The organism is Pantoea sp. JKS000250 (genome assembly GCF_003201065.1).
Lineage (GTDB): Bacteria > Pseudomonadota > Gammaproteobacteria > Enterobacterales > Enterobacteriaceae > Pantoea > Pantoea vagans.
In genome coordinates, this window is record NZ_QICZ01000001.1 from 14147 (window position 1) to 39234 (window position 25088).

General features: G+C 44.5%; 28 protein-coding genes. 5 read left to right on the top strand and 23 right to left on the bottom strand.

The genetic code is table 11. The annotated features are described in order from the left end of the window. Positions 1–3: 3 nt before the first annotated feature. The 4 genes from sctR to sctU are packed head-to-tail and all read left to right on the top strand — an operon-like array spanning position 4 to position 2826. On the top strand, positions 4–669 hold the full coding sequence (gene sctR / locus BY447_RS00085) for a type III secretion system export apparatus subunit SctR (RefSeq protein ID WP_097097528.1): 666 nt from the start codon (positions 4–6) through the stop codon (positions 667–669). A 9-nt stretch (positions 670–678) separates the two neighbouring features. Continuing rightward, positions 679–942 (top strand): type III secretion system export apparatus subunit SctS, encoded by a 264-nt coding sequence (gene sctS, locus BY447_RS00090; protein WP_097097527.1) that lies wholly within the window; start codon positions 679–681, stop codon positions 940–942. Further along, positions 942–1739 (top strand): type III secretion system export apparatus subunit SctT, encoded by a 798-nt coding sequence (sctT, locus tag BY447_RS00095; protein WP_097097526.1) that lies wholly within the window; start codon positions 942–944, stop codon positions 1737–1739. The genes sctS and sctT overlap by 1 nt, the downstream gene beginning before the upstream one ends. 1 nt (position 1740) lies before the next feature. Next, a complete protein-coding gene (sctU, locus tag BY447_RS00100; protein ID WP_097097525.1) occupies positions 1741–2826 on the top strand; it encodes a type III secretion system export apparatus subunit SctU in 1086 nt (361 codons plus the stop codon). A 98-nt stretch (positions 2827–2924) separates the two neighbouring features. On the opposite strand, the gene BY447_RS23070 is transcribed toward sctU, so the two are convergent. From BY447_RS23070 to BY447_RS00160, 12 genes are all read right to left on the bottom strand, one after another. Then, the gene (locus tag BY447_RS23070) at positions 2925–3866 is read right to left on the bottom strand and encodes a hypothetical protein (protein ID WP_141400265.1); all 942 of its coding nucleotides are present in this window, start codon (positions 3864–3866) and stop codon (positions 2925–2927) included. Positions 3867–3941: 75 nt separating this feature from the next. Beyond that, positions 3942–4121, bottom strand: coding sequence for an HrpT family type III secretion system protein (gene hrpT / locus BY447_RS23435; RefSeq protein ID WP_097097523.1), 180 nt, complete (start codon positions 4119–4121; stop codon positions 3942–3944). Then, a complete protein-coding gene (gene sctC, locus BY447_RS00115) occupies positions 4121–6136 on the bottom strand; it encodes a type III secretion system outer membrane ring subunit SctC (protein ID WP_097097522.1) in 2016 nt (671 codons plus the stop codon). The genes hrpT and sctC overlap by 1 nt, the downstream gene beginning before the upstream one ends. Positions 6137–6223: 87 nt before the next feature. Beyond that, positions 6224–6451, bottom strand: coding sequence for a type III secretion protein HrpF (locus tag BY447_RS00120; RefSeq protein WP_097097521.1), 228 nt, complete (start codon positions 6449–6451; stop codon positions 6224–6226). Positions 6452–6460: 9 nt separating this feature from the next. Continuing rightward, the gene (locus BY447_RS00125; protein WP_097097520.1) at positions 6461–7075 is read right to left on the bottom strand and encodes an HrpE/YscL family type III secretion apparatus protein; all 615 of its coding nucleotides are present in this window, start codon (positions 7073–7075) and stop codon (positions 6461–6463) included. Further along, a complete protein-coding gene (locus BY447_RS23075; RefSeq protein ID WP_141400264.1) occupies positions 7072–7626 on the bottom strand; it encodes a hypothetical protein in 555 nt (184 codons plus the stop codon). The genes BY447_RS00125 and BY447_RS23075 overlap by 4 nt, the downstream gene beginning before the upstream one ends. Beyond that, entirely contained in the window at positions 7619–8383 is a 765-nt protein-coding gene (gene sctJ / locus BY447_RS00135; protein ID WP_097097518.1) for a type III secretion system inner membrane ring lipoprotein SctJ, read from the bottom strand. Before sctJ ends, BY447_RS23075 begins: the two co-directional genes overlap by 8 nt. A 4-nt stretch (positions 8384–8387) precedes the next feature. Then, positions 8388–8744: an EscI/YscI/HrpB family type III secretion system inner rod protein gene (locus BY447_RS00140; protein ID WP_097097517.1), complete on the bottom strand. Its 357-nt coding sequence runs from the start codon at positions 8742–8744 to the stop codon at positions 8388–8390. Positions 8745–8786: 42 nt separating this feature from the next. Further along, positions 8787–8996: a hypothetical protein gene (locus BY447_RS00145; RefSeq protein WP_097097516.1), complete on the bottom strand. Its 210-nt coding sequence runs from the start codon at positions 8994–8996 to the stop codon at positions 8787–8789. A gap of 98 nt (positions 8997–9094) precedes the next feature. Beyond that, positions 9095–10024 carry a sigma 54-interacting transcriptional regulator gene (locus BY447_RS00150; RefSeq protein ID WP_097097515.1) on the bottom strand — a complete coding sequence of 310 codons (930 nt, stop codon included), beginning with the start codon at positions 10022–10024 and terminating at the stop codon, positions 9095–9097. A gap of 438 nt (positions 10025–10462) precedes the next feature. Further along, a complete protein-coding gene (locus BY447_RS00155) occupies positions 10463–11371 on the bottom strand; it encodes a transglycosylase SLT domain-containing protein (RefSeq protein WP_097097514.1) in 909 nt (302 codons plus the stop codon). Between the two features lie 84 nt (positions 11372–11455). After that, positions 11456–12421, bottom strand: coding sequence for a DNA cytosine methyltransferase (locus BY447_RS00160; protein WP_097097513.1), 966 nt, complete (start codon positions 12419–12421; stop codon positions 11456–11458). A 92-nt stretch (positions 12422–12513) separates the two neighbouring features. Between BY447_RS00160 and BY447_RS00165 the strand changes: the two genes are divergently transcribed. Beyond that, positions 12514–12993 (top strand): lytic transglycosylase domain-containing protein, encoded by a 480-nt coding sequence (locus BY447_RS00165; protein WP_320204503.1) that lies wholly within the window; start codon positions 12514–12516, stop codon positions 12991–12993. Here BY447_RS00165 and BY447_RS00170 read toward each other — a convergent pair. The 11 genes from BY447_RS00170 to BY447_RS00210 form a co-directional block, all read right to left on the bottom strand. Further along, a complete protein-coding gene (locus BY447_RS00170) occupies positions 12990–17750 on the bottom strand; it encodes an AvrE-family type 3 secretion system effector (protein ID WP_097097512.1) in 4761 nt (1586 codons plus the stop codon). The two genes, BY447_RS00165 and BY447_RS00170, sit on opposite strands and share 4 nt — an antisense overlap. A gap of 167 nt (positions 17751–17917) precedes the next feature. Continuing rightward, on the bottom strand, positions 17918–18199 hold the full coding sequence (locus tag BY447_RS23080) for a helix-turn-helix domain-containing protein (RefSeq protein WP_097097511.1): 282 nt from the start codon (positions 18197–18199) through the stop codon (positions 17918–17920). A gap of 17 nt (positions 18200–18216) precedes the next feature. Then, positions 18217–18540 carry a hypothetical protein gene (locus BY447_RS00175; protein WP_097097510.1) on the bottom strand — a complete coding sequence of 108 codons (324 nt, stop codon included), beginning with the start codon at positions 18538–18540 and terminating at the stop codon, positions 18217–18219. A 2-nt stretch (positions 18541–18542) separates the two neighbouring features. Then, a complete protein-coding gene (locus tag BY447_RS23085) occupies positions 18543–18863 on the bottom strand; it encodes a hypothetical protein (RefSeq protein ID WP_141400263.1) in 321 nt (106 codons plus the stop codon). A 114-nt stretch (positions 18864–18977) separates the two neighbouring features. Beyond that, positions 18978–19214, bottom strand: coding sequence for an excisionase (locus BY447_RS00180; protein ID WP_097097509.1), 237 nt, complete (start codon positions 19212–19214; stop codon positions 18978–18980). 190 nt (positions 19215–19404) lie between these two features. Next, positions 19405–20070, bottom strand: a complete 666-nt coding sequence (locus tag BY447_RS00185) for a hydrolase (RefSeq protein ID WP_097097508.1) — start codon at positions 20068–20070, stop codon at positions 19405–19407. Between the two features lie 489 nt (positions 20071–20559). After that, the gene (locus tag BY447_RS00190; RefSeq protein ID WP_097097507.1) at positions 20560–21474 is read right to left on the bottom strand and encodes a LysR family transcriptional regulator; all 915 of its coding nucleotides are present in this window, start codon (positions 21472–21474) and stop codon (positions 20560–20562) included. Positions 21475–21585: 111 nt separating this feature from the next. After that, a complete protein-coding gene (locus BY447_RS00195) occupies positions 21586–22464 on the bottom strand; it encodes a RecT family recombinase (RefSeq protein ID WP_097097506.1) in 879 nt (292 codons plus the stop codon). Beyond that, on the bottom strand, positions 22461–23279 hold the full coding sequence (locus BY447_RS00200; RefSeq protein ID WP_097097505.1) for a PD-(D/E)XK nuclease-like domain-containing protein: 819 nt from the start codon (positions 23277–23279) through the stop codon (positions 22461–22463). The genes BY447_RS00195 and BY447_RS00200 overlap by 4 nt, the downstream gene beginning before the upstream one ends. Beyond that, positions 23279–23587, bottom strand: coding sequence for a hypothetical protein (locus tag BY447_RS00205; RefSeq protein WP_097097504.1), 309 nt, complete (start codon positions 23585–23587; stop codon positions 23279–23281). The genes BY447_RS00200 and BY447_RS00205 overlap by 1 nt, the downstream gene beginning before the upstream one ends. Before the next feature lie 258 nt (positions 23588–23845). Further along, a complete protein-coding gene (locus BY447_RS00210; RefSeq protein WP_141400262.1) occupies positions 23846–24595 on the bottom strand; it encodes a hypothetical protein in 750 nt (249 codons plus the stop codon). Positions 24596–25088: the final 493 nt, after the last annotated feature.

The window sequence follows — 25088 nt, forward strand, 5'->3', positions numbered from 1 at the left end:
CTCATGCCAGAGAATATCAGTTCATTTAACCCGCTGGCTCTGGCTATTCTTCTCGGGGCGATTTCACTTATTCCTTTGTTGCTGATGATCACAACCTGCTTTCTGAAAATCTCAATGGTGATGATGCTTACCCGAAATGCTATCGGTGTTCAGCAAGTCCCGCCCAACATGGCGCTCTATGGCATTGCTTTAGCCGCAACGCTTTTTGTCATGGCCCCTGTGCTTGATGGAATGCAGACACGATTTAAAGAAAAACCCCTCGATACAACCTCACCACAAAAGATCGAAGATTCTCTGAATTATGGCATTCAGCCTTTAATCCGTTTCATGGTCAGAAATACCGATCCCGATGTCATGACTCATCTCGCTGATAATGCCGAAAAGATGTGGCCGAAAAATCTCGCTGATGAGGTGAGTGTTCATCACGATAACCTGTTATTGCTTATCCCGTCCTTTGTCCTCTCAGAACTGCAAAGTGGATTTAAAATCGCCTTTCTGATTTTCATTCCCTTTCTGGTTGTTGATCTGGTCGTTTCAAACGTTCTCCTGGCACTAGGAATGCAAATGGTTTCGCCAATGACCATTTCACTTCCGCTGAAAATTTTATTGTTTGTCATGGTTTCAGGCTGGAGCAAGTTACTAGACGGTCTGTTTTACAGTTATCAGTGAGGGCCAATCATGGATGTCATGTATTTGTTCAAACAGTCGATGATTCTTGTCGTGATGCTTTCAGCTCCGGCATTGCTGGTGGCCGTAGTTGTCGGGATGATTGTTTCACTCCTTCAATCTGTGATGCAGCTACAGGATCAAACCTTGCCGTTTGCTATAAAGCTGATCGCAGTAGGTGGAACGCTGGCGTTATCTGGACGCTGGATCGGATTAGAGCTTTATGGCTTGGCGGAAACCGCATTTTCTATGATGGCCACGGCGGGTAGAGTCTGATGTTTTCAGACCTGATTGATACTGTCTTTCAGGGGATGATCGCGCTTTCTCTTGGGCTTGCCCGAATCATGCCTTGTCTCTTGCTTTGTCCGATTTTCTCCTTCTCATCTCTCAGAGGAATGATAAGAAACGGCATTGCTATTTCACTGAGTCTCTTTGTTGCGCCGGTAATCAAACCTGAGATAAGTGGGCTTTTGCTCAATCCGTGGGCAACTGTCGCGATTGGACTTAAAGAAGCAGTGTTGGGAATGATGTTGGGTTATCTGCTCGCTATTCCTTTCTGGCTATTCGAATCAGTCGGGGCATTATTCGATTCTCAACGCGGCGCACTGAATGCAGGGTTGCTGAATCCAGCCCTCGGACCTGATGCGACTCCCCTCGGTGATATACTGTTGCGCTGGTCAATGGTTTTCCTCGTTATGATTTTTGGTCTGTCACAGGTGACGCAGGTTATTTGGGATTCCTATCGCCTCTGGCCAGTGACTCAGCTTTTCCCATCATTGCAACATAGCGGATTGACGCTATTACTTGACCAACTCGACAGCTTTTTCAGCGATATGATCCTTTATGCCGGACCATTAGTCCTGTTGCTATTACTGATTGAATTCGCCGTTGGAATCGTCAGCATTTATTCGCCTCAGATACAGGCCAACATCCTCGCTATTCCCCTAAAATGTCTGGTCGGAATGGGTTTCTTTGTCATTTATCTTCCTTTCCTGGAACATCTGGCGAATGCCAGATTCAGCACCTTCAGTGACCTCATTCCTTACCTTTCAGACATCCTCGGGAGGAAATAACATGGCAGGGGAAAAAACAGAAAAGGCGTCTGACCATAAACTGAAAGAGAACCGGAAAAGAGGACAGATAAGCCAGAGTCAGGACGTTTCAAAATTGCTCGTAATGCTAGCTGTTCTGGAGGTCATCTTTGCCATGCTTGATGAAACGATAGACAAGCTAAAATCGCTTTTGCTTTTACCTACTCAGCGATTATCGGTCCCATTTGCTCAGGCAATTAACGATGTGGGAGGTGAGGCGATTTTGATCGCCGGCACAATCATTTTGATGACGGTCGGGACCGTCATCATCGTAAGACCTGTTGCCGGATGGATTCAGTTTGGTCCGCTGTTTGCGCCAGAGGCAGCGAAACCAAAATTTGATGCCCTCAATCCACTTCCCAAATTCAAACAGATGTTCTCAGGTAAACAGTTCGTTCAGCTGGCGGTAAGTATTCTGAAAGCGATAGTCCTGTGTCTGGTTTTCTATCTGGTAATCCGAACCCACCTTCAGGAACTTGCCGGGTTGTCAGGTGGGGATCTGGAAGGATTTATGCAATCTGGTGTCATGTTACTCAAGGTGCTGGCTCATACCTCAATTGGCGTCTTACTGGTTTTTGCGGTGTCAGACTTTGCCATTCAAAAGTATTTCTATCTCAAGCAGAACAGAATGAGCCATGACGATATAAAGAAAGAACATAAGCAACTTGAAGGCGATCCCCATACTAAAGGTGAACAAAAGAAATTGAGTCGTGAAATTCTGAATGCACCTGTCATTAAAATCAGCGCGAAACGTGTTGGAGATGCAGATGTGGTGATGGTCAATCCAACTCATTTTGCGGTCGGTCTGTTTTATTCGCCAGATGAAACCGCGTTGCCGAAAGTCATGTTCAAGGCTGAAGGAGAGGATGCTCAGGACGTAATCAAACTGGCTCATGAGGCGAACAAACCTGTCGTTCGTTACATCTGGCTTACCAGAAATCTCTATCGGACCACGAAAGAGGGTGATTTCATTCCGCGTGAAACTATCAAGTCAGTGGCCGCGATTTATCGCCTGATTCGGTCTATCGAGGAACTAAAACCCGGACAGACCATTGAGTTCGAAGAGTGAGGCTGACCAGATTAATCAGACCAGTCGAGGGGTATCAAATCGATAAAACTGAAAAAGGGAAGGCGAAAGCCTTCCCTTTGTCGTTTCTGATGACGACCTTATACAGTCATAAACAGTTGGCGTTGCTGTTGCGCGATCATGATGTTTGTCTGACCGGCATCAGCATTCATCATCGCATGAGAAACATCTTTGCCCGGATGATTCGCACCAACGTTACCGCCTTCAAGAGCGGAAACCAGATCCTGACGGGCAATGTTCACCAGAGCCAAAGAGTTTTGTGAAAGCTGGTCCTGATTTGAGAGCGCAGTTTTCCAGCTGGTGTCTTTGCCGTCGCTGGTTTCTGGCTTGCTGTAAACGTTCTGATGCTGATCCATGTACTGACCGATCATTTCGCGAGTGTCTTTATCTCCGCCAATAGTGTTATTTGTGCCGTTAGTGACGCAGCTATTGATCGCAGTATTCGCAAGATTGACGTTCAGGTTCTGTCCAAAATTGCTCCCCAGCTGGTTATAGCTTTGTGGTGTATTGCTCATAGCTGGGAACGGCTGACTTTCAACAGAACGATTTGTTAAAGCGCCGGACATTCCGTCTGAAAACGCGCCCATCAGTGCCGGGTTTTGGTTGGGGTTAAACACAGAGTGTTGGGCATTGATTCCCATCCGTTTCAGAACCTGTTCAATGACACTTATCATATGACTTTCAGGAACAGTCGCGCCCATACTTGCCCCGCCAGGTTCAGCCCCTTGCAAAACAGGATTTGTGCTTGAGTTATTCCACATGGACAAACCGAGATTTCCGAGATCTTGTCCCTGACTGAAACTATCGGATTGAGCACCCTCAAAAAGATTATTTCTTAATTTACCATTGAATAAAGATTCAGTGATGCTGCTGGGCGAGGACAATCCCGCGCCGTTTGAAACATCATCACGATTATTCAGGTTGAGAAGATGACCGTTGTTCATGCTGTTAGATGAATCAACATCGCGATCAGTGAGATTCGTTTTAAAATGCATAGAACCTAAACTTCCGAACGAGTGCATTATATATACCTCTTTGTGAAAAAAGAAAATGGCACTAATTAAGTTAAAAGTTGCTGTATTCAGTTCCTTTAATTTTTATCGAACAGGCATTTTCGAATAACTCTGAATGCCCTCGCGCATTGATTGTGGCCACCAGATTACAAGATGATGTGGATCAGATAAGGGACGGCAACTTGTATTGTCACAACCATTATCATGACTGGCGCAGCTTGAGAGGATCATGGCCATAAAACCTAAAAGGCTAAACCTGAACATCAGTTCTCCCGAGTGATCAGAAAAGGGGGCGAGACAAGTAAAGAGGGACGCGAACGACGAGACTCACCACGAGATCGGAAAGCAAGATAGACCTCCGCTTTCTGTCCTGGCTGAAGCTGTGATGTAGGCCAGGCCGCAACCGATAACACATCGTCATCTGAACAAGCGGATTCATCAAAACGAACTGGGTGAGTAGTCACATTTTTGATTAAACCTACTGTTAACTGAATTGTCTTATTGTTGAACCATTCGGTTCGGGAATGATCAAACACAATGCCAGGTGGTAACGTACAAAGTTGATTCAAATTCACTCCCTCGCCACCCGACTCAAAACCGTCAGGCACTTTGTTTTCAGCTAAATCCCGGAGGGCATTTTCAATCGTGCCGCGCATTGCTGAATATTGCTGGCGATCATGAATGCCCCTCATTTCTGAGGCAAGTTGAGAGCGGTCCTGTGATGAAATATAACGAGTAGGGTCAACCTGATCGCCGATAAGGTGAGGCGTGATTATGAACAGCCTTTCTCGTTGACTTGTTTCATGGCGTTGATACGAAAATAGATGGCCAACATAGGGAATGTCACCCAAAATCGGGATCCGATGGTTAATATCGCCTGTCTCGCGGCTGTGAATGCCTCCCATGACGAGCGAACCATTTTCCTGAACCAGGGCTTGGGTAGAAATCGTGACTTTCTGATCGCCGGTCGCAACATTATCATCATCGCGATCAACTTTACCGTCTTCGATGTCAACCATCAGTTGAACGGTTTGATGCTGACCCTGACCAATGGCGCGAGGTACAACCTGTAAACTCGTCCCGGCTGTGACAGGCTTAATATCAACGACACGTTCCCCAGTCGCCGTTATAAAGGCTGTATCGCTTAAATCAATCACAGCTGGCTGATTTTCCAGTGTGAGAATGCTCGGGTTAGCCACAACAGAAGCGTTTCCTGATCCCTCCAGTGCCTGGATCTGACTAAAGAATCTGTTATAATCCGTCACGAATAAAGAACTCGCACCGCGAAAGAGAGTTGACCCCGCTGTGATATTCCCGAAAGTTCCCCGAAGGTTTGCTCCGAGTTCATTCATCGATTTGCGGTCTACATCCACGATCATCGCGTCAATTTCGACGAGCTTTTGAGGAACGTCAATCTGTGAAATTAATGACTGATATTCATCGCGTTTGCTGGGGTCATCGCGTATCAGAAGCGCGTTATTTCTGACATCGGCAGACACAAACGGATGAAGAGCGTCTTCGTCTTCGTCATCATCTTTTTTTCCGGTCTGAGAATTCACGAGGCTGTTCAGGATAGAATCGGATTGGTCCCGGATCTGCTGCTCCATTCTGCCTTTTAAACCATCATCGCCATTATTCTGACTCTGCTGAATGCCGCTCGCAGATTTTCCGGTTCGCTGTCCTAACAGTTCGCCCAGTATGGTGGCCACACCTGGAACAAGAATAGTTTTATCGCGATACTGAATATTCCTGTCGGCAACAGCGGCATATTTCAGAGGGAAAACCATCATTTCTTTGTTCTGTTTTTTGTCCTTATCCTTTGCACTGAAATCCTGGACTAGCTCCACATAAGAGGGCGGGCCGGTCACGATCACAACGCCATCGTCTGGAAGCTCACCGAATCCAAATTTTGGCTCCAGTAACCCAACATCAGTTAACGCCTGCTTCAGATCCGGCGCTGCATCAGCAGACACTTTTATTCTTTTTGAAATCTGGTCAGACTGAGGACTGACATAAAGCGTATCGTTATAAACGAACCACTGAAACCGGAACTGAAGACCGAGGCGATTCAGAAAATCTGTCGGTGAATCTGCCCGGAGACGTCCATCAACATTCCCATCAAATCCGGCCGGTATATTCAGGCTTACGCTATGGCTTGCCGCGAAATCCTGTAGAACAGTTTTGAGCGATGTGTTTTGCGCTGCATAAGCATACGCCCCTTCAGACCAGCTCTGAGGCGTTTGAGCAACAACCGGCATACTAAACCCTGATGCGCTCATTGCCAGGATTGCCAGTCTGATAAATCGTGATGAACGTTTTAACACTGAGGTTCCCTTTATAAGGCAGCGTCACCACTGCCTGAAAATTCAGCTAATAGATTCGATGATTGAACGGGTCAGGTTGTGCTTCAGCGATGAAAGCTGGTTATCGGCGAGATTCGACACAGCCTCTTTTCGAAGGGCATTTTTGAACGTAAAGAGATCGTCCATCGTTGGAGATTGCCCCTGCATCGATTGCGCCAGAGACAGCACTTCATGACTGGCGTCTGAGAGCTGGTGATCAAGTCGATGTTGAATGTCGAGCATGTTAGCCATAATCATTCCTTAGTTAAGTCTGGAAAGGATGTAATGCTGATAACCGCGCCAGCTCAAAGAAAATTCTCCCTTTGCCGTCCTCAGCATGAGTTCGTCTTGCGGCTGGTTTTCAGTGGGGGAAATGTCCCAATGAGAAACAGCTAAAGTCAGTTCAGGAATTCGATTCAGTGTGTCGGGATGGATAAAAAGTGTCGCGGCCTCATGCTTGTCAGCGGAACGTGAGAGCTGTCTGAATACAGCATTGATTTTTTCATCATCAGGAACTGCATCAAACATCGCGTTAAAAAGCGAATGCATAAACGACTTTGCACGGCGGGTAATTGTCTCTTCCTCATCGAGACGGGATGATTCAAGCAATGAAAAAAACTCTTCTGTCTTACTCAGGAAATCTGATTCCAGCTTAGATAATGAGTTCTTCATTTGCAGTTTAAGATCACATTCAAATTCACGCGTTTTCTCAGCAATTATAATTTCATTTTCCTTTATTTGCTGTTGGCAATATTCCTCAGTTTGTTCGAATAAACTTTTTGCTGAATCCTGTTCAGTCAAGGTTTCTGATTTAATTAAAACATCCTCAATCAGATTAACCTCAAATTCAATCCTGATCTCACGTAAATCAATCATGATTTATCAAGTCGCCATAACGCTGAATCAAACAACGCAAGTAGTCGTTTTTTATAAGGCGAGTCAAAAAGCAAAGGATCCTTTTCTGCAAGAAGAATATCAGCCTGATAAAATCGAAGTCTTAAACGCGACCAGACTGGGGGCAGAAAGAACGATTTCAAAAGGGAAAGATGATATTGAGGTTCACAATAGTCTATTCCTGCTGGTAAAAATGACTGAGGGCGAATCCCTTTGGTAATCCGATCACACCATTTCTGATCATGAGCAGAAAGATAACCAAAATCACAGTTACATAATGCTGCGAACAATCGTGTTAACGCCTGCTGACGCATCGGCGAAAAATCAATGAACCGCAAAACTCTGTCATCAGGTTCTGTCAGTTTAGTTTTGGGAATATTGCATAAACCGCGAACAACGGCGGGAGCGTCCTGATAGAAAATCGTCTTTTCTTGTTCATTTAAACTGAACCACGGTAGTTCATTCCAGCTTTTATGAATATCAGCGACAAAGCCAGCTCGCCACCATTTTAACCAGTCATCGGGATCAATCATGTGTCACCGTTAAATCTGTGCTTTGGCTTTTCTTTTTTCTGATAAGTTTTAATCCGAACAGCACGCCAATAGCTAAAATCAAGACAAGGAAGCTCACCAGCACAACCACTTTTAGTGAAGAAAATGTGGTTTGTTTCATCACTATCGGACCGAATGCGACAGTCTGAATCGAATCCTGATAGCTAACAGCAGGAAAGAAAACAATTGAAATCGCATCGTCTGATTTCCCGGCTAATCCCGGTATGCTGGCTGAAATGAGTTGTCGAATCCTGGGACGAATTGCATCAGGATCAAGTTCTGATGTGTATTTGATAAAAACTGAAGCGCTTGCTGGCTGGACGGGTTCGCCAGGTGCAACGCGCTCCGGCAAAACGACACTGACTCTTGCCAATACCACACCGTCAATCTGTGACAAGGTAGATTCCAGTTCCTGGGAGAGTGCATAAATATAACGCGCACGCTCTTCAAGAGGACTGGAAATGATCCCATTCTTTTGAAACATTTCTCCGAGGTTAGTTCGGGATTTATGGGGTAATCCGGCAGCATTAAGAATACGAACTGAGCGGTCGATGTCGGGCTGACTGACAAGCAATGTCACGCCAGTTTTATCAATCTGTTTATCAGCAATGATATTGTAATGACCCAGCTCAGAAATGATGTCGTTCGCGTCAGATTCACTAAGGCCGCTGTTAAGTATCACCTGCGAATCGCACCCTAAAAGCAGCATTAACAACAGGGCAAGCATGAGACGTTTCATAATATCAATTGAGACTGGTGATCTTATCCAGGCTCTGAACCGCCTTTGAGACAATTTTCGTGTTCATCATATTTTCAAGGTAATAGTTCGAAAGCTGACTTTCTGCCTTGTTCATGGCAATCGGATCGGTTGTCTTTTCGGCACGACGAAGAGAAGTATCGATATGATTTTTTTCTTTGTTGATCTGATTGAACATTCCTGAAGCCTGATGAAGCAGACCATCGTTCTGAACGTTCTGAGTATCCTGATCAAGAGACTGACTAAAAAAATTTGCATCACTGGCAGTAGGGGAATCAGGTTTGGTAACTGACAAATCAACGTGACTGGCGAATAATGGGCTGGTGGAATTTGAAATATTCATCTGTCCTCACTTTCAGGAAGGTCCGAAGACCTTCCTCATGAATTAGAAATTAATCTTATCGGTATTCTGCGAACTGATCATTGTGGTGATCGAGTTCTGATAGCCTGAAACGTAGGCGTCTTTAACATCGCGCTCAGCTTTATCTAGCGTGTTCTGCATTGACTTAGCCTCGATTGCGTCCATCTGAGATTGAAACATATCGGCATTAGCATTCGCCGCGCCGGTTGAAACGCCTGTTGAGGTGACTGACATACTGAGTTCTCCTTTAAAATGTTGAATTGAATATCGAAATATTCCTTTAGTGAGTGGTTTGAATCAGATTTCGGTTCCACATCTTTATTTGAATTTTTTTATTTCCCAATCAAATTCAGTGATTTAAGTTTGTTGTAGAGCGTGCGCGATGGGATCCCTAATTCGTCAGCTGCCTGGCTAACCTGATCATGATGACGAGTCAGACAATCCTTAATAAGACACGCCTCGATTCGGGCCATTCGTTCCTTAAGTGTCCAGGACCTGGGCTTTCGGATTGTCTCAAGTGGCGTAATCCCTAAGACAAAGCGCATCGCAGCGGCTTTAAGTTCACGCATATTACCAGGCCATGAATGCATCAGAAGCGATTCAGTCAGGGCAGGATTCATCGCTGGAAGCGGACGCTTAAACGTCAACGCCGCTTCAGCGGCAAACCTGACAAATTGAGGAATGATGACATCCACTCTGTCCCGTATGGCTGGAAGCGAAATTTTGATTGTGCTCAGTCTGAAATAGAGGTCACGGCGAAACAGTCCTGATTCGACAAGCTCATTAAGTGGCGTTTGTGCCGCTCCGATAACCCTGAGATTCACAGGGGTCGTTTCAGTGCTCCCGAGTGGCATAACGGATCGTGTTTCGATGACCCGAAGAAGCTTTGCCTGAAGCGAAAGAGGCATTGAATCGATTTCATCGAGAAATAATATTCCGTTGTGACTAGATTCGATGTGGCCTATACGGGTTTTATTTGCGCCTGTGAACGCACCCGGCACCGCCCCAAAGAACTCAGCCTCAGCCAGCTGTTCAGGGATTGCGGCGCAGTTGATCCCGATAAACGGTCCACTCAGCTCGCTTTGTTCATAAAGGTGACGGGCGAACGTGTCCTTTCCGGTTCCAGTCTCTCCTTCAATCACAAAATCAATATCGAGTGGAGCGAGTTTGTTAATCCAGCGCGTTAAATCTTCCGTGAAATAAGCCGATGATCGTCCCTGAGCAGGCTGAATAATTATCTGATTGTTCCTGTTCAAGCGCATTACTCTCCGCTGATTATTTTCTGGTCCTGACGCTATCACGACCCATAATCATAAGCCGATAGGAATTACTCCTTATTTGTTTATTCGCAAAGACAGACAAAGTCCTTGAAACATTTCAGAATCATTACAAAGATAAGGATTTAAGAAGAACAGGAGAGGGATCAAAGGCTTGTTGTTGCCAAAAGCAATTTATTAGGGGGAAGTAATTGTTGTTCTTTTGTGGTCTTTGGAGGTTTTAGAAATATTTTTTACTTTTTGTATCGTATTAATTGGCGCGGAAAATAAAGACACAACAAAAATAATGAATAATTTGAGCTATTTTTATTCCTCAATCTATGAGATTTTTATTTCTAATAAATAATCGATCTTTTGTTTTCGCACAGATTGAGAGTTAATTTTTAGAACGCAAAAAAAAGCGATCCGAAGATCGCTTAAGATTTAATTGAATTTACTGGCGTAACCATTAACCTCATTAACATAATTCGGATCCCCCAGGGTAACATTCGAGAGATTTTTAACATCAACCTGATCATCGCCTGAGTTATAAGCACGAAGCGCGGCATCATAAGAACCGAATTTTTGCTTCCCTTCCTGCAACATCAGCGCGGCACACATAATCTGATTTTTTGGATCGCTGATGTTGGCCCCGAGCTTATCAGGATGTTCAGCACGCATCGCGGCGTAAGTATCAGGGTTGATCTGGTTCATTCCGGTATCGGTTTTCCCGTTTCCTGGGTTTGTTGATGTCGCATTCACATCTCCGCCTGATTCCTGCATCGTTTGTGCGATAAGTAACTTCGCCGGAACGCCCGTAGCCTGACTTGCGGCCTGATAATCAGTGCCGAATTTGTCTATCAGCTTTTGGAGGTCAGGATCTGAGGTATTCATAGAGGTATCAGTATTCGTCGTACCTGTTGATACCAGACGAACTGCGGGCGTCTGATTCAGCCCCTGTAAGCTGGTTGGAAGAGTAGGCAGCATTGAGCCAGCATCAGATGAAAGTGAAGGTAAAGGACTGGAAGAAGGCTGGGTTTGTCCTGACGACATTCCGAGCAAGGCTTGAAGCTGTTGTAAGAACTGGATGAAATATTGTTCAATCGTTACCATCATACCTTGAGACTGTGAGGAACCTTGCGACATCGAAGATTGAAGCGATGATGAATTTTGTCCGCTCAAGACCGGATTAAAAGGACTCTGGATTGTCGCATCTCCATAACTCAAAGTTCCCCCTTGTGCGTTTGTTGTCTGAGAAGGGGGTTGATTCATCATTGGCGGTTCAGCTAAACGAAGCTGATTATCGTCGATACCTGAATGCGAATAATCGCTATTTGTTTGTGAAATGTTCATTATGCCTGTCCTTAAAGGTGAGGTAATGCCGCTCGACGCGGCATTTAATAGGTTATGAAAATCGGGTTCCGGTTCCAGAAATCCTCAGGACAGAAAAGAAAAGTCGCAGCCAGGGATCGATTTCAGGAAAGCATCAATGAATTCGGCGGCGACTTGCGGGACAATCGCATTCCCATAACCCCGCAATCGTCCCATTCTTTCGGGAACCCCATAAGCCAACGGGAATGTGCTGGGTTCAACTGCCCTAAACTTTCCATCCCGGCAGCTGATCCAGTCAGCATCACTCCAGAAGCTTTTATCCTGATTGCACAACCTTTTAATCCATGTTCGGTCGAGTAATCCAGTCTGTCGAACGTCCGATCTTTGCCATCCTTGCGGATCACGGTTGCGCCACTCCCTTTCCAGTCGTTCGCGGTAGGCGTTGACCAGCTCGACAGAATCACGATGTCCTGCAAATTGGTCTGATGACGATTGTGTTTCCTCGCCAGCACTTTTCGCCAGTCCGTGTGGCCGTTCACCGAACCATTCTGAGCGCATGGGCTGGGCCATGTCGTAAGCGCCAAAGAACATTCTGTTTCTTTGATGCGGTGCGCCGACGCTACAAGCTGGTAAAACGGCGAACCCGCTGGCGTAACCTTCTTCCTCCAGTTCAATGAGTAAAGAATCTGCCCAGTGATCTTTGGTAATCGCTGCTGCAACTTGCTCCCCAAAGATGAATTGAGGTTTGCACTCTGAGATGAGGTCGAGAAAGGCCGGAGCCAGGTGACGTGAATCGTCTTTCCCTCGTGCTCGTCCAGCCACGCTGAAAGGCTGGCACGGAGGACTTCCCGTCCACAACGGGAAAGTCTCGGGGATGTTGGCGAGATGCAGGGCATATGGCCAGCCGCCGATCCCGCAAAAGAAATGACATTGTGTAAAGCCGATAAGGTCTGAGGGGCGGATTTCGGTGATTGATCGTTCATCAATATATCCTGGTGGGATTTGTTCCATTGCTATTAACTGGCGCAGCCATGAGGCCGCGCCTGAATCAATGTCGTTGTAGTAGTTCATACAGCCTGGTGAAAGAGGGTGGTTTACAGGGATTTACAGGAACTGAATCGTCATTTTCTTCACTTATTAAACAAACTAAAGAGGAGCCAAAAGTGCGATTTAAAGTGTTGAATCTGACATTGTCTTTTTTTTTATTATTATCACCGAATGCCAAAGCGGATTGTTTCAAAACAGTCGGCGAGAAATTTCATATTGAACCTTTGTTGTTAAGGGCGATTGCAGACAAAGAATCAAATCTTTATAACCATGCGATTAATAATGGCAACAAAAATCATACCGAAGATGTTTGCATGATGGGAATAAACTCAAGTCACTTTCAAGAACTCAAACGATTTGGGATCACGCGACAACGATTATTAAAGGAACCCTGTGTTTGCGTTGCGGCAGGAGCCTGGGTATTGAATGGATTTTTCAGGAAATACGGAAGATCCTGGAATATAGTTGGTATGTATAACACAGGGAATAATCCACGTATTGCCGAAATTCGTATTCGATATGCTAATTCCGTTCATTTTATTTATGAGCGCCTTGAAAAAGAAGAAGGGGTCTGGAAAGACCCCTTCAGTTATTAATTAATTTTTCTCACCACATATCCGGCCCGTTGCGCAGAATCCATAGCCGTTGAAATCCCATTCTGCTGTGAAACAATCCTTCCTTTAAGTGAATAGGACACAGGAACCTCATCATTATCATCAGGATAGTGAAAGAGCACGCTTCCAAGCTGTTCAGTTAAGGATACTGAAGCTGAGTTTGAACCACCTAAAATAAAGTTTGGAGAGGTAAACCCATCTGATTTTTTGGCAGTCTGACTGAAACTTATCGCTTTGATCCTGACATTCTCGCGATCTTTGAGTAATTCATGAATGTCCTCCTGAGTCAGTTTTCTGGCTAACCATTCCTTTTCAATCCTGTCACGAGTCTGCGTGTTGAATTCCAGAGAGACAGAAGCCACAGCGTGAGGATTTAGCCTGAGCTGGTCAATCAGCTCACGCAGCTGGTGATCATTCTCCATCATCGCTTTAATGCGATCAGTGTGAATTGACCTACTGAAACCCACCAGCCCTGAGAGGTATTCACACAAACTGGCATGGTCAAGACGAGATAGATTTTTAAAGGATGATTCATATTCAGCAGCTGCGATCACCTGGTCCTTATTGTCGTATGCCTCTTGTTGTCGGACGAGTGATTGTAGAGAGAGTAACGCGGCTTTGGGTCCAATCCCCTTCAGTTCATCAAATCGGGAATGTGGTTCTGTATCCTGATACCATTGGGAAAAATGAGTATTGAGGATTTTCAGTTTCTGAACGCCTGAAAGATTCGGAGTTTCAGGTGATTTGCGTTGCAGATTGATCAGTAACTGAGCTGAAGCGTTATCGGTGAAGTACCGTTCAAGTTTTGCAGCGATAAGATCAATTGCAGGAGTGGTAATTTTTTTCGGATTGGCAAACTCAACCTTAAGTTTATGATGAGTTCGATTGTTAACGGTCGCGTGAAAGTCAGCTGAAGGGTTAATATATCCAGTAAAGTTATTGCTTTCATCACTGCTTAAAATCCTCGGGCCAAACGGTAAGGCGAATTGGGCCGCGACATCAAATCTGTCCATCACTGAAAAGCCTTTATCCGATATGGCTTTGCCTTTGCCAGCGCTCGTGGACATTTTATCCTTACTCATTGAGAGATTCGCGACACTTGCCCCGGCCATAGCGGAGACTCTTGCTCGACCAATGGCCGAATGATGTTGTTCGTGATTGAGATCGAAAGGCAAGGTGATATAAACATGTGCGGCAGCAGCGAGAGAAAGATTAAAGTTCCTGGCTGACGAACGTGTTTGTTTGTGGCCTGTTCCACGCCCCATCAGCTCAATCGGGTCGAGTTCGCCCGACATCAGTTGATGAATAAAGGACTGAATTTCATGTTCCCCTACGTGAAAACCCATTCGATTAGCCGTACCTTTTCGCGCTGTCATCGATACCATCCCCCCCACCAGCGCAGTTTTTGACATCGGTAAAGTGTCATTGTCATCGAGAAAAATCGGATGCGAATGATCAAAATCGCCCAGGACGTTATCAACTAAACCCAGCTGAACGGCACCGGTTGCTGAGGATGATTTTGAAAAGCTGAGATTAAATCCTGTTTCAGAACGAGAAATATTCATCACATAACCACGCCCAACACGCCCAGTAGCACCAGCACTGACAAATAAAGCGCGGCTGAAATAACTCGATACCGCCGTTGTGATCCCATAGCTTCGGGTAAAGCCCATGCTTTCATTGGTTTCCATCGACCTGAGCGAATCAATCATTTTGTTTTCAAGCCCTTCAGAATCCTCAACATCCATCACTGTTCTCGCTGTGACGTTAACGCCATGATTCTCTTTACTGAATGCTTTAACCATTTGCCTGATTGCATCGTAGGTGGACTCCAGGCCAGAGTGATTGCTGAATCCCATATCGGTTATCCCCTTAACAGGGTTCGATTCCCATACCCCGAACCTGAGGTTGGCCGTTTTCTCAATCATTTCATTGATGAACTCAGGACGACGAACGTCCTCTTTCATCGCCGTTTCGATTTCACCCATCAGACGATGAAACTCACGCAACGTCAGCACATCATGAATCAAGCGGGATTTGATAAGCCCAATATCGTCATGAACATCACGTTGCATTGAAGCCGGCACGGATTCCTTCTGATGGTTCAAGATGATTTTATGCTCAACCATTGAACTGAACAGGTTTCCAGCCTCGTTATTCAGCTCAGCCGGAAACATGTTCAGGGAAGAGGAAAGCTGTTGCGTGAGGTTTGTCGAGCGCGAACTTGCTACGTTCAGTAAACCTGATTTTGTCCTTTTTAATGATGGCCGGACGCGTTGTCTGAAATCCTTATCCAGAATCCCATAATGTTGAGCGATGATTTTAGCGTGATGGGTGACGCTGACCGCGAGAAGGTCAGTCAGATCAGAGATGTCTTCCATCAGCTTTAGTTCAGCTCCATTAGTGGCCATCGGTCTCAGTTCCTTCAGGCGCAAAGAGAGCGGCTTAAGGAATTCCTGTTGATCGTCCTGACTGACCTCATTTAGACGTGAAAGTAACTCGGATTGCATTTGATAAACGGGTTTTAGCCCCTCACGGCCACTAAAGCTATGCTGAACACCATAGGCGACATTTTTGAGCGGTCGCGGCCATTCCATCGTCGGACGGAAAACAAAAGAATCGAGACGATCACTGAACTTCGTTTTAAGCTTATGGTGCTTATCCATGTTTAAAAGCTGTGAGTGTGCTTTGACTTTGATTCCTGTCCCAGGAATGGCTTTCGTGTGGTCGTCTCTGGCGAGGTCATTAAAAACAGCATCCATCACAGAAGATACCGGTTTATGTTGCTCAAGTGAGACCCAGCGGTGACTCTCTAATCGCCAGCTGTTACCTGATGCATCCTGAGCAGCAATCTTACCAGGTCCGATTGTATGAAGACTTACCAACTCAACAAGCTTATTATCGGTTCCCGAGGGTGGAAGAAGAGGTATCAAAGGCGAAACCTTTCCGTTCATCCAGCTTTCTTCTGAAAGAGAAAATAGTTCGCCTTTGCCACCTAACAGAAGAAGACTTTTATCACTGGTCATAGCGACAGCTTTAGGTTTGAAATCGGGGATTGCAATTTGTTCACTCAGCTGGTGGTTTGTCATGACACGATTTGAAAGCTGGGTGTGAAAATTGATACCGCCATTCGCATTGATCGAGACCACGTTATTTACATCGGCAGCGGCGAAATCTGTAAGGTGATGGTCGGCGTCCATGTCAGGGATCGTGCGATCAACACTCACCGTTTTTTTCAGCTGATGAAGGGCAAAAATATGATCTGAATGGGACTGTTTCTGAGAATGTTCCCGTATTTTTAGCTTTTTGATTTTCCCGTCTTTTAACATCCAGGGCTGACCATCAAGACCGGCATGAAGAACAGACAGCTTGACTCGGTCGGATCGTTCCTCATTCGTCAGTTCCCAGTGCTGAGATCTTGGATTGTAGAAATAGGGTCGCTTATCAAAGACGGTAATTTTACCCAGCCTTTCGAGATCAATAATGTTATGTAAATCAGGTGTAAAAGGCTCAAGCCCTTTTTGGTTATCAATGATCAGCGAGTCTGAGACATTCCAGGCGCTCAGAACCGAAGCATCAAGATTATCAATTTTCATTGTGAGGTAATGTTTTTGATCTTGCGCATCATTCACGATGAAGCGAATCGTGTTTTCTTTCACCTGACCAATATCATCTATCCGAAACCCCGGACCAATGACGCTTGAAATCTGTTGGTTGATGCGCTGGGTCAGGACATTCATCGCTCCTGAATCGAGATGAAGAACTGGGTCGAAAGCGCTGGGTAAAGGTCCACACTGTAAACCTCCACGATAATCTATGGCCATGACAGTCTTATTCACTATCGCTGTTTTACGGCAGCTGTAGCGAGGTGGCAATGAGAGTTCAGTTTTCTTAGCAGGGCGACTGACATCCTCTATCCAGAAGATTTTTTGAATTTTATCGTCATCATTGTTTGTCTGAACAAGAGCATGTCCTTCACGGCTGATCGAAAAGTGTTCAATCTTATTTTCGAACGCTGGGATTGGAGGGGTAGCGGCTGAATCAGGTGAGAGACAGGCAAGAATTTTTTCATCTTTTACACACCACACCTTATTGTCAGGCTCGGAATAAAGATGAGTGTGACGCTCAGGCGCTGCATTTACTTTGACCCATTTCTGAGATGGAGTATCAAAGCTATATAAAGCTTTCATGTGCAATCGATAGCGACAAGAATTATCCGAGGCTGAATCAGTCAGGAAATCAGTGAGCAGTTTATCAGGGAGTGTAATTTTTTCATGGCCTATTTTGACGAACTCGTTAATGAGAGAAACATCAACAGACTGAGGTTTTTTTTTGTGAAAAAAACCTGAACTCTTTGGTTGTTCCCATTCCTTTTTTTTCTGACTATGAGTGATTCCTATCATGCCTTCATCACCAGATGAAATGGAAATCAATCTTCCTTTTTTGTCTAATAAAATTTGTCGTGTCTGATCATCAGAGCTTAAAGCCAACTGATATGATAAAGAGGGGTTCCCAACGGTCTTATTAAGAAGAGAAGTGATAGGTTGATTTTCATTATTTTCAATGAATTCAATTTTTTGGTTTTTATTGAGCGTAGCTTTGCTGAGTAGAGAAGAGGGTTCTGAAGGAAGAGAGGGGAGCGGTTTATTTTTATTAAAAACGTTTGATGTCGGAGGATTAACTTCAGTAAGAATGGGTTGGCGTTTAACAAACGGATTTCGAAAGCTCGGAAGGTTCATATCAGTTTCCCTTTTATCGTTAGCTTAACCTAAGGTATGTAAACAATAAGGGCTATTTGTTCCATATAAGTTAAAATATGGGGGCTATCTTCTTTAATCTATTAATAATTAAGGTTTTTTAAAATCAGACAGACGCTGATACATAGCGCCTGTCACTGGCTGAAGCATTATAAAGCTTTAAGTTTTTCTGCAAGGGAAGGATCGCCCTCAAGCAGAAGGAGCAGCTTACGAGCTGGTCCTATTGGCTTTCGTGTACCGTTCAGCCATCCATTAGCAAGTGATGGGCTAACACCTAAGCAAACCGCCAGCTGTTCGGCAGTGACGTTTAGGCTTGATTTTATCTTCCAAAGGTCAGGCCGCGTAAAAAGTCTTGTGATCTTTGCCTTTTCTTTTCCCTTTTCAGGAAAGAGAATGGACCCTGAACAGTTTGTTGGATTGATCATATTCATAACAAAATTTTCCACGTTTAAATGATTACTGAGCCGTCTTTCTCAATGGCAACAATGACCAGTTCTAATCCTCCTGGCTGAACAATGGTGAATCCATCACTATGAACAGTCGTGAAACCTTCAAAAGAATAATCGTCATAATCTGAGATTAAAAAGCTTTTTTTTTCTTGCGCCGTACTTGACCGCTTAAAATGGATATTAGAGTTATAATATCCGATAGTGCCTGACAAATAATAATTTTCATTCCAGGCGGTAATTTCTGAATCAGTGATGCCACAACGGAAACGTTCTAATTGACCAGTTCTGTTTGTCACGACAATATTATAAATTCCATCAACCATTATCATTCCTTCAGTTCTGAATAATCGGTAAAGGAGATATTTACAGGTAACTCACAATCTTCATCAAGATTAATGGCATAACCGAAGGGAGCAGTTTCAATTTTTCCTGTGAAGCGGAATGATTGAAAATCTCCTAAGAATGGAGAGCGTTTATTTGAACCCAGTCGTGACACGCCGAGTAACACAGAATCATGATGAATTGAGCCATAAACGTTGTAAGACAGAGCTTGTCCTAAAAGTTGACCGTCACGGACCAATACTCTTATTGAAATGGTGGTTCCATTTAATGCAACCATTGTTAACTTGTAATATCCTTCTTCCATAACAGTTTTCTCTTTTACAAAAGAATGAATCATCCCATCTGTCAAGAAAATAATTTATCAGACTGAGCGATTTTGAATGAGAAAAAACCGATTAGAGCTATTGTTTAAACTGTGTTATCTGCGATCCTTCCTGATGCGATCTCTTAGTATCAGCTTGTTATTTTCTGAAGCAAATTGTTTCGGTTTGCTCGGATTTATTTTAACCGCCGTTTCCTGAATCAAATACTCTCTTCCATCAAGATAAGGGGGAGGGTACAGTTTGCCGGAACGAACCCAGCGCCTGACCTGTTCAATTGAACGCGGTTTTGGTTGACGTTCATTCCACTCGCGCAAAGTAATATAAGCCTTCATCAATCTAACTCCATGACAAAAAGCGCCAGAACGTCAGAGACGGGCGCATGAAAGAAAGAGTGTTATCCGGGTTTCAGAACGAGAAAAACCCCGCCGAAGCGGGGGAAAACAAAATAATAGAGGATGAGACTACCTTTTGTTTTATTTCCTTCCCTGGTGGGGAAAACAAAACGTTGCTAAGGTATCGGGCTTATTCGATGCCGCGATTACCGTGAACCATATCGTAAGCGTACTGAATACCAATACCGAACGCGCCTGAATGAGCCTGTGATATTTCCATAGTTGCCGGATAGGTCTCTTTACGTTCCCAGTCACGCTGAAGTTCCAGCAGGTAGGCAGTTGAAGTGATCGGCACAGCGCCAGACTGGATCATACGATGCATCGCCATAACGTGAGCCTCATGAGACATATCGCCTGAGGCGTCAGCAACTACATAGACTTCAAAACCTTGCTCAAGCAGCCCTTGAACCGGACCGTTCAGGCAAACAGAGGTCCACAGACCAGCGATAACGATACGCTGTTTGCCGGTTGCGTTAATCGCATCGACAAAATTCTGATCTTCAATCGCGTCAGAAGTGGTGCGGTTGATATAGCTCTTCGTGTTCGGGAACACTTTAGAGACCTCAGGGAAAACCGGACCCGCGAAATCACTACGGCTGATTGTAGAAATAATGGTTGGAACATTAAACGCCTTGCCGGTTTCTGCAAGAATTGCAGTGTTAGAACGTAAAGAACCGATGTCGATTGACTTTACGTTAAAAGCCATCTGAGACTGATGATCCAGCAGAACTAAAGCGTGGTTATGCGGGTTCAGAAGGTTCTTAGGCTCAACGGCAACAGCTTTAATATCAGTCATGTGACTTCCTTACTATTAGTGGTTATAAAATTAGGTCTACAAGAATCTTATTTGGAGGTCATCTTGTTGACGGGAAGAACTATAACTAATTTTATTCATAAATGTACTTTCACTTTTGCAAAAACAACTTTGAAAAATAAAGATAGTTTTCGCTCAGATGAACACATTGTTATTTAACAGGTAAGGAGGCGAGTCTTGTACAAAATAAAACCAAATTCACATGAAATGATAATAATTGACATATCCGTATGGTTTAGGGAAATTAGAAGCAAAAAAAAGCCTGAACGGATGCGTTCAGGCGTAAATTCACGACACTTCCAGTTTTATTATTATGGAGAACATCAACAAACGGATTCTAAAGAGGGGGGGGTAAAAGAGATACTTTCAAAAATCGCCTGTAAGATGCGGCATAATTGCAGAATTGAAAGATTTCTTTAGAACCCGCCTGAAGTTTCAAGATACGACAGGCGGCTTAGAAAACGTGTCAATCTATGCGGAACCATCCTGAAATATTTCGTCTTCATGCTTAGCGATATATTCCGCACAGTGATTAATGAATTCCCTGATCTTTGCGGATTTCCTTACCTCCGGGTGAGCGAGAAACCAAAGTTCTTCCTCAATATCTGGAAAGACCGGACTCAGGCGAACGAGGTCATCATAATGGCGAGAATGCATTACAGGCATCAGACCGATCCCCATACGATTATGAATCGCACTTGCAATACTCAGAACTGAATCGCCCCGATAAACAATCCTCTCTTTGTCTACATTAGCTTCAATCCACTTGTGCGCCCGGAGACGAGAAAGAGAGGGTGTGAAACCCAGCCAGCGATTTACCTTGAGTTGGTCAACGCTGAGGGTTGAGCCTTCCCATTCTGATTTATTGCCATAAATCGCCCATTTTGCGATCCCAACTTTTCGACCGGAAAGATGATCAGGAACCTGGTTTGTAGCTCGAAACGCAATGTCAGCGCCGCCTGTTTCCAGGTTCACCTCCTCGTTTCCCACGCTCACAAAGAAACTGATTTGCGGGTTTTCGAGAGAGAATGTTGCAATGAGCGGAGTAAGATAATCCTGAAGAAGTGCGTCGTTTGTCGCTATGCGGATTTCACCAACATAACCACGCACCTCCTCAGTGACATTCGTTAGTACGCATTTCAACTGATCTTTCATGCTTTGCGCTAACTGAATCAACTCATTTCCGGCATGAGTTGGTACATACTGAGTTCGGGTCCGCAAGAACAATGGCAAGCCTAACAACTCCTCAAGCGCCCCAAGACGACGAAACAAAGTAGAGTTGTTTATATCCAGAAAAGCTGAGGCGCGAGAGAGGTTCCCGTATTCTCCAATTGCCTGAATGATCTTCAGATCGTCCCATGAGAAACGATTGAGAAGCTTGTTCATTTTTTACCCTCAAAAAGCTCTACTTGATAAAAAGAACAACATGTTCGCTAAAAAAAACGGAAAAAAATTACCGATCTAAGCCTTTTTTCAGGAAATTTTCAGATGGTGATTTTAAGACTTCGAAGTATTGTCGCTTGTAAAATTGGCGAGGCAGGTTTGATAAACATCTGTTGCAATAATCATCAAATTAGGTTCATTTTCGATGTGCTGAGAGCAGTAAGAGTAAAACTGATTTAGATCCTTAACTGTCTTCGCACGAGGTGCGGCGTCACAGAAAGAGTCCACCAGCTCACCAGGTGTGCGCGTCTCTTTATCGATCCACTTCGTTTCAACGACAGGCGTTTGATTGATGACAGCATTGAGATCAGAGGCTGTTTTTGGAACCTCAACAGGCGTAACATCACGTTCGATTTTTGGTCCAATTTCATCAGGCGTATACACGCCCAGGATGACATCAGGCGCAAAGAGGCGCGCCCAATACTTAACAGCAAGGTAAGCGATCTGTTGTTTGGGAGCTGTAATCCAGAGCGGTGAGTTTCGGACCTTGATGAACTCAAGATAGAGAGGTTCACCCCAGGTGATTTCGCTCTCACCTGCCAAAACAGCTCCAACACTGACGCATAGTCCTTTTTCCGCGCTAGCGCTGCGATCGCCAGGTCGATATTTTTCCCACGGACCTTCGTACTTATATTTGAATCGTGAACTCACAGCGTGAGAGCTGGTAACGATTGCGTTAACGAGCTGAGCCTCAAAACAGAGCTGACCATTTACTACGCTCGTCTTTTGCGCCACTGAATACGGGTTCATGTTCCACTGAACCGCCTGAAGCGCCACAGCAAGACAATCAGCAGGCTTTCCGACAAGATGATTAGGAATCGAAACACGGCTTAACGCCATTTGCTCAGCGAAAGCCTGAAGTTTCTCAAGTGTCGTCGGCGAAAAAATGGCTGATCGCGTATTCGATGGATCGTGAACAACAACATCATTCATAAAAAATCACTCCGTTTATCCCATTCGGGACGAGAAATTTCCTCTATACCGCCAAAATCATTTGTCTCGATTGCCTTAGCAAAGCGCGTCAGGTCAGAACGAAAGAGGTGAGTTCCGACCTCGACGTCGTAGGGTGTCAGTGAATAGACCCTGACCGGATAGCGACCACACTCAATCGATTCACTTACCACGATGAAAACGAACATAGGTGTTTCACCGTAATTCTGTTTAAACCCCTCACGATAAAAGGCGTCCTGAACGTGATAACGAAACTCAGCGATGTGTCGTGGAAAACGGGTAATCTCGCTCACCTTCTTCACATCAATGATGACCGGCATCGAATTTAAGAACTTATCAGGTCGGCAGCGACACAAAACGCCTGTGTCGTTATCGTTCCAGTACATTGACGCCTCACAATGGCCATCCTGATTCAGTAACCATTTTGCTGAGGGATGCGCAAAGGTTGAATCGCGCATTAGCGAGAGTTTGCGCCAGTTCTCCTGACTAAGAACAGACTTTCCCTGGTTTCGCATATCAGCAAGAAAATGTTGTTCCTCTTTCTTGCCGTCATTGGTTCGACGGTTAAATTCAGGCGAACAGACAAAGCGCGATGAAAACTGATCAGGTTCAAGCAACGCACAATGAAGAGCCGTTCCCATGATCAGAGGTTCTTTTTTTTCATCGTCTTCTGGCGCATCTTTTCGCCACTGATAAACGGCCATACTGATCGCAACATCATCGAGCTGTGATTTACTGATACCGGCGCCGCGATGGTAGTCCTCATTACTGATAGAAAAATAAACGCCAGGTTCCATCATTCCTCCCTGGCGTCTCTATCAAGAAAAATCCCAATCGCATATTCGCGAGTGACGCGAAAGGTGAGCGCATCCCAAAAAAATTCAGAGACCATTATCTGAAAATCAACGTCACTCATATCAAGCCAGTCATGAGCCTGAGGTGTAAATTCAGAGGGGTTGTAATCTGCGATTGCAGAAAATAAAGGGTTGAAGGATTTTAAGGAATGGAGCCGTTCAACCTCTTTTCGGATAATGTCGAGGTCTTCATTGGTAAGTCGGGTAATGATTGCGTTAATGGTGCGGTTATCATTGAGTGAGAATTGCATGAAAGACCTTCGGCATGAAGCCATTCGAGCATAAGAGAAATAAACTCGAAGTCGCTAAGGCTCTCTGTTTCCATTCTGGCGGGGCCACCAGCACTATTAATAAACACTCGGATCTCCTTTCTCTTTCAGCAACGCTATTAACTTATGAAACTGCTTAAGAAAATAGTGATGACATTGGGAATAAGAGAACTGAATGAGAGTCAACATAATCATCTTTTCTCCTGAAAAAGAAAAGGCCCAACTGGGCCTTATAGTTTTTTAGAGTGATGCGCAAAATTTCTTAAACTCCATCGATATTTTATCAACTTCCCCCATCTGATCATAAAGAGTATCAAGCGTACTTTGTACGGCATCGTTCGCAGTATTCAGCCGAATAATAAATTCGTCGATTTTGGGCTTAATGTCTTCAGACAAAACCTTTGAAACTCTGGATTGGTCCTGTCTATCAGCAGCCATCAACATTTCAAGCGCACGTTTTCGAAGATCATTTGAGTCATCTTTTACATTCCCCGAGGTTGAGTTTTTAATCGGTAATTTTTCAGGTTTTGTTGCTTGAGGCTCTATGATGTCCTGAATCGAAGAGACAGAGGATGCATTGAGATAATTTTTTTCAGGTTCATCAACAGAGTCATCTACGTCATCAACAACCGCTTTGTCGTCGAACTCGGGGATGGGCAAAACATTCTCCTCAACTGGCATGGTTATTTTCGGCGCTTTGCCGTCCCAATCAAAACCGGGAATAGAAGTGGGTAGCCCAAATTTTTGATGAAAAAAAAAGGTGGTAAGATTTCCACCGTTTAACGGTCTGGCCTGAATGACATTGATACAATCACGTTCGTTCAGATAACGGATCAGAATATCTTTATCTTTACGGCTGAGTGATGCAAAACTTTTGACCTTCTGACTCATTTGGGGAAGACGAACACCATCACTCATTTTCTCTACAAAATTTTTAACCTCAGCAAGGGGTCTCCAAAGTTTATTAGGCAGATTTAAGGCAGGCATCATAACTCCAGTTTATAACCAAGTGATTCGTTATAACGAAACGTTCAAAGGATTCCTTCGTTAGGGAAGGGCTTCGTTAATCCATCTTCCAGCAGACTCGGGAGGTATTAGCACCCCTAACAAAATTCTCACAAAACGGGTGAAAAATTTGAGTTAAGTTTGTTAAGGAAGAGTGAGTAGGAAACACCATTCAAGGAAAAAAAGAATCATAATCTGTGTGATTTTTTTATGCATTCAGACCTAAGTATTCATTCAGCCATGCTCTTTTCAAGAGAATGCCTGGATGAATACACAGTTCGCACCCTTGCCATTCCTCCTGAACCCGCCGGGCGACCGACGAATGAAGTTGCGCCGTTCAACGCTTTAATTAAATCCTAAGGGATTGGATAGGTCAACTACTCAAGTCGTTATCGAGGTTTCAGAATGTGACGGAAGTCGCGAAATGGATTAGTTAAAAAATGCACAAAAAAAAAGCCTGAAATAGAGATTTCAGGCT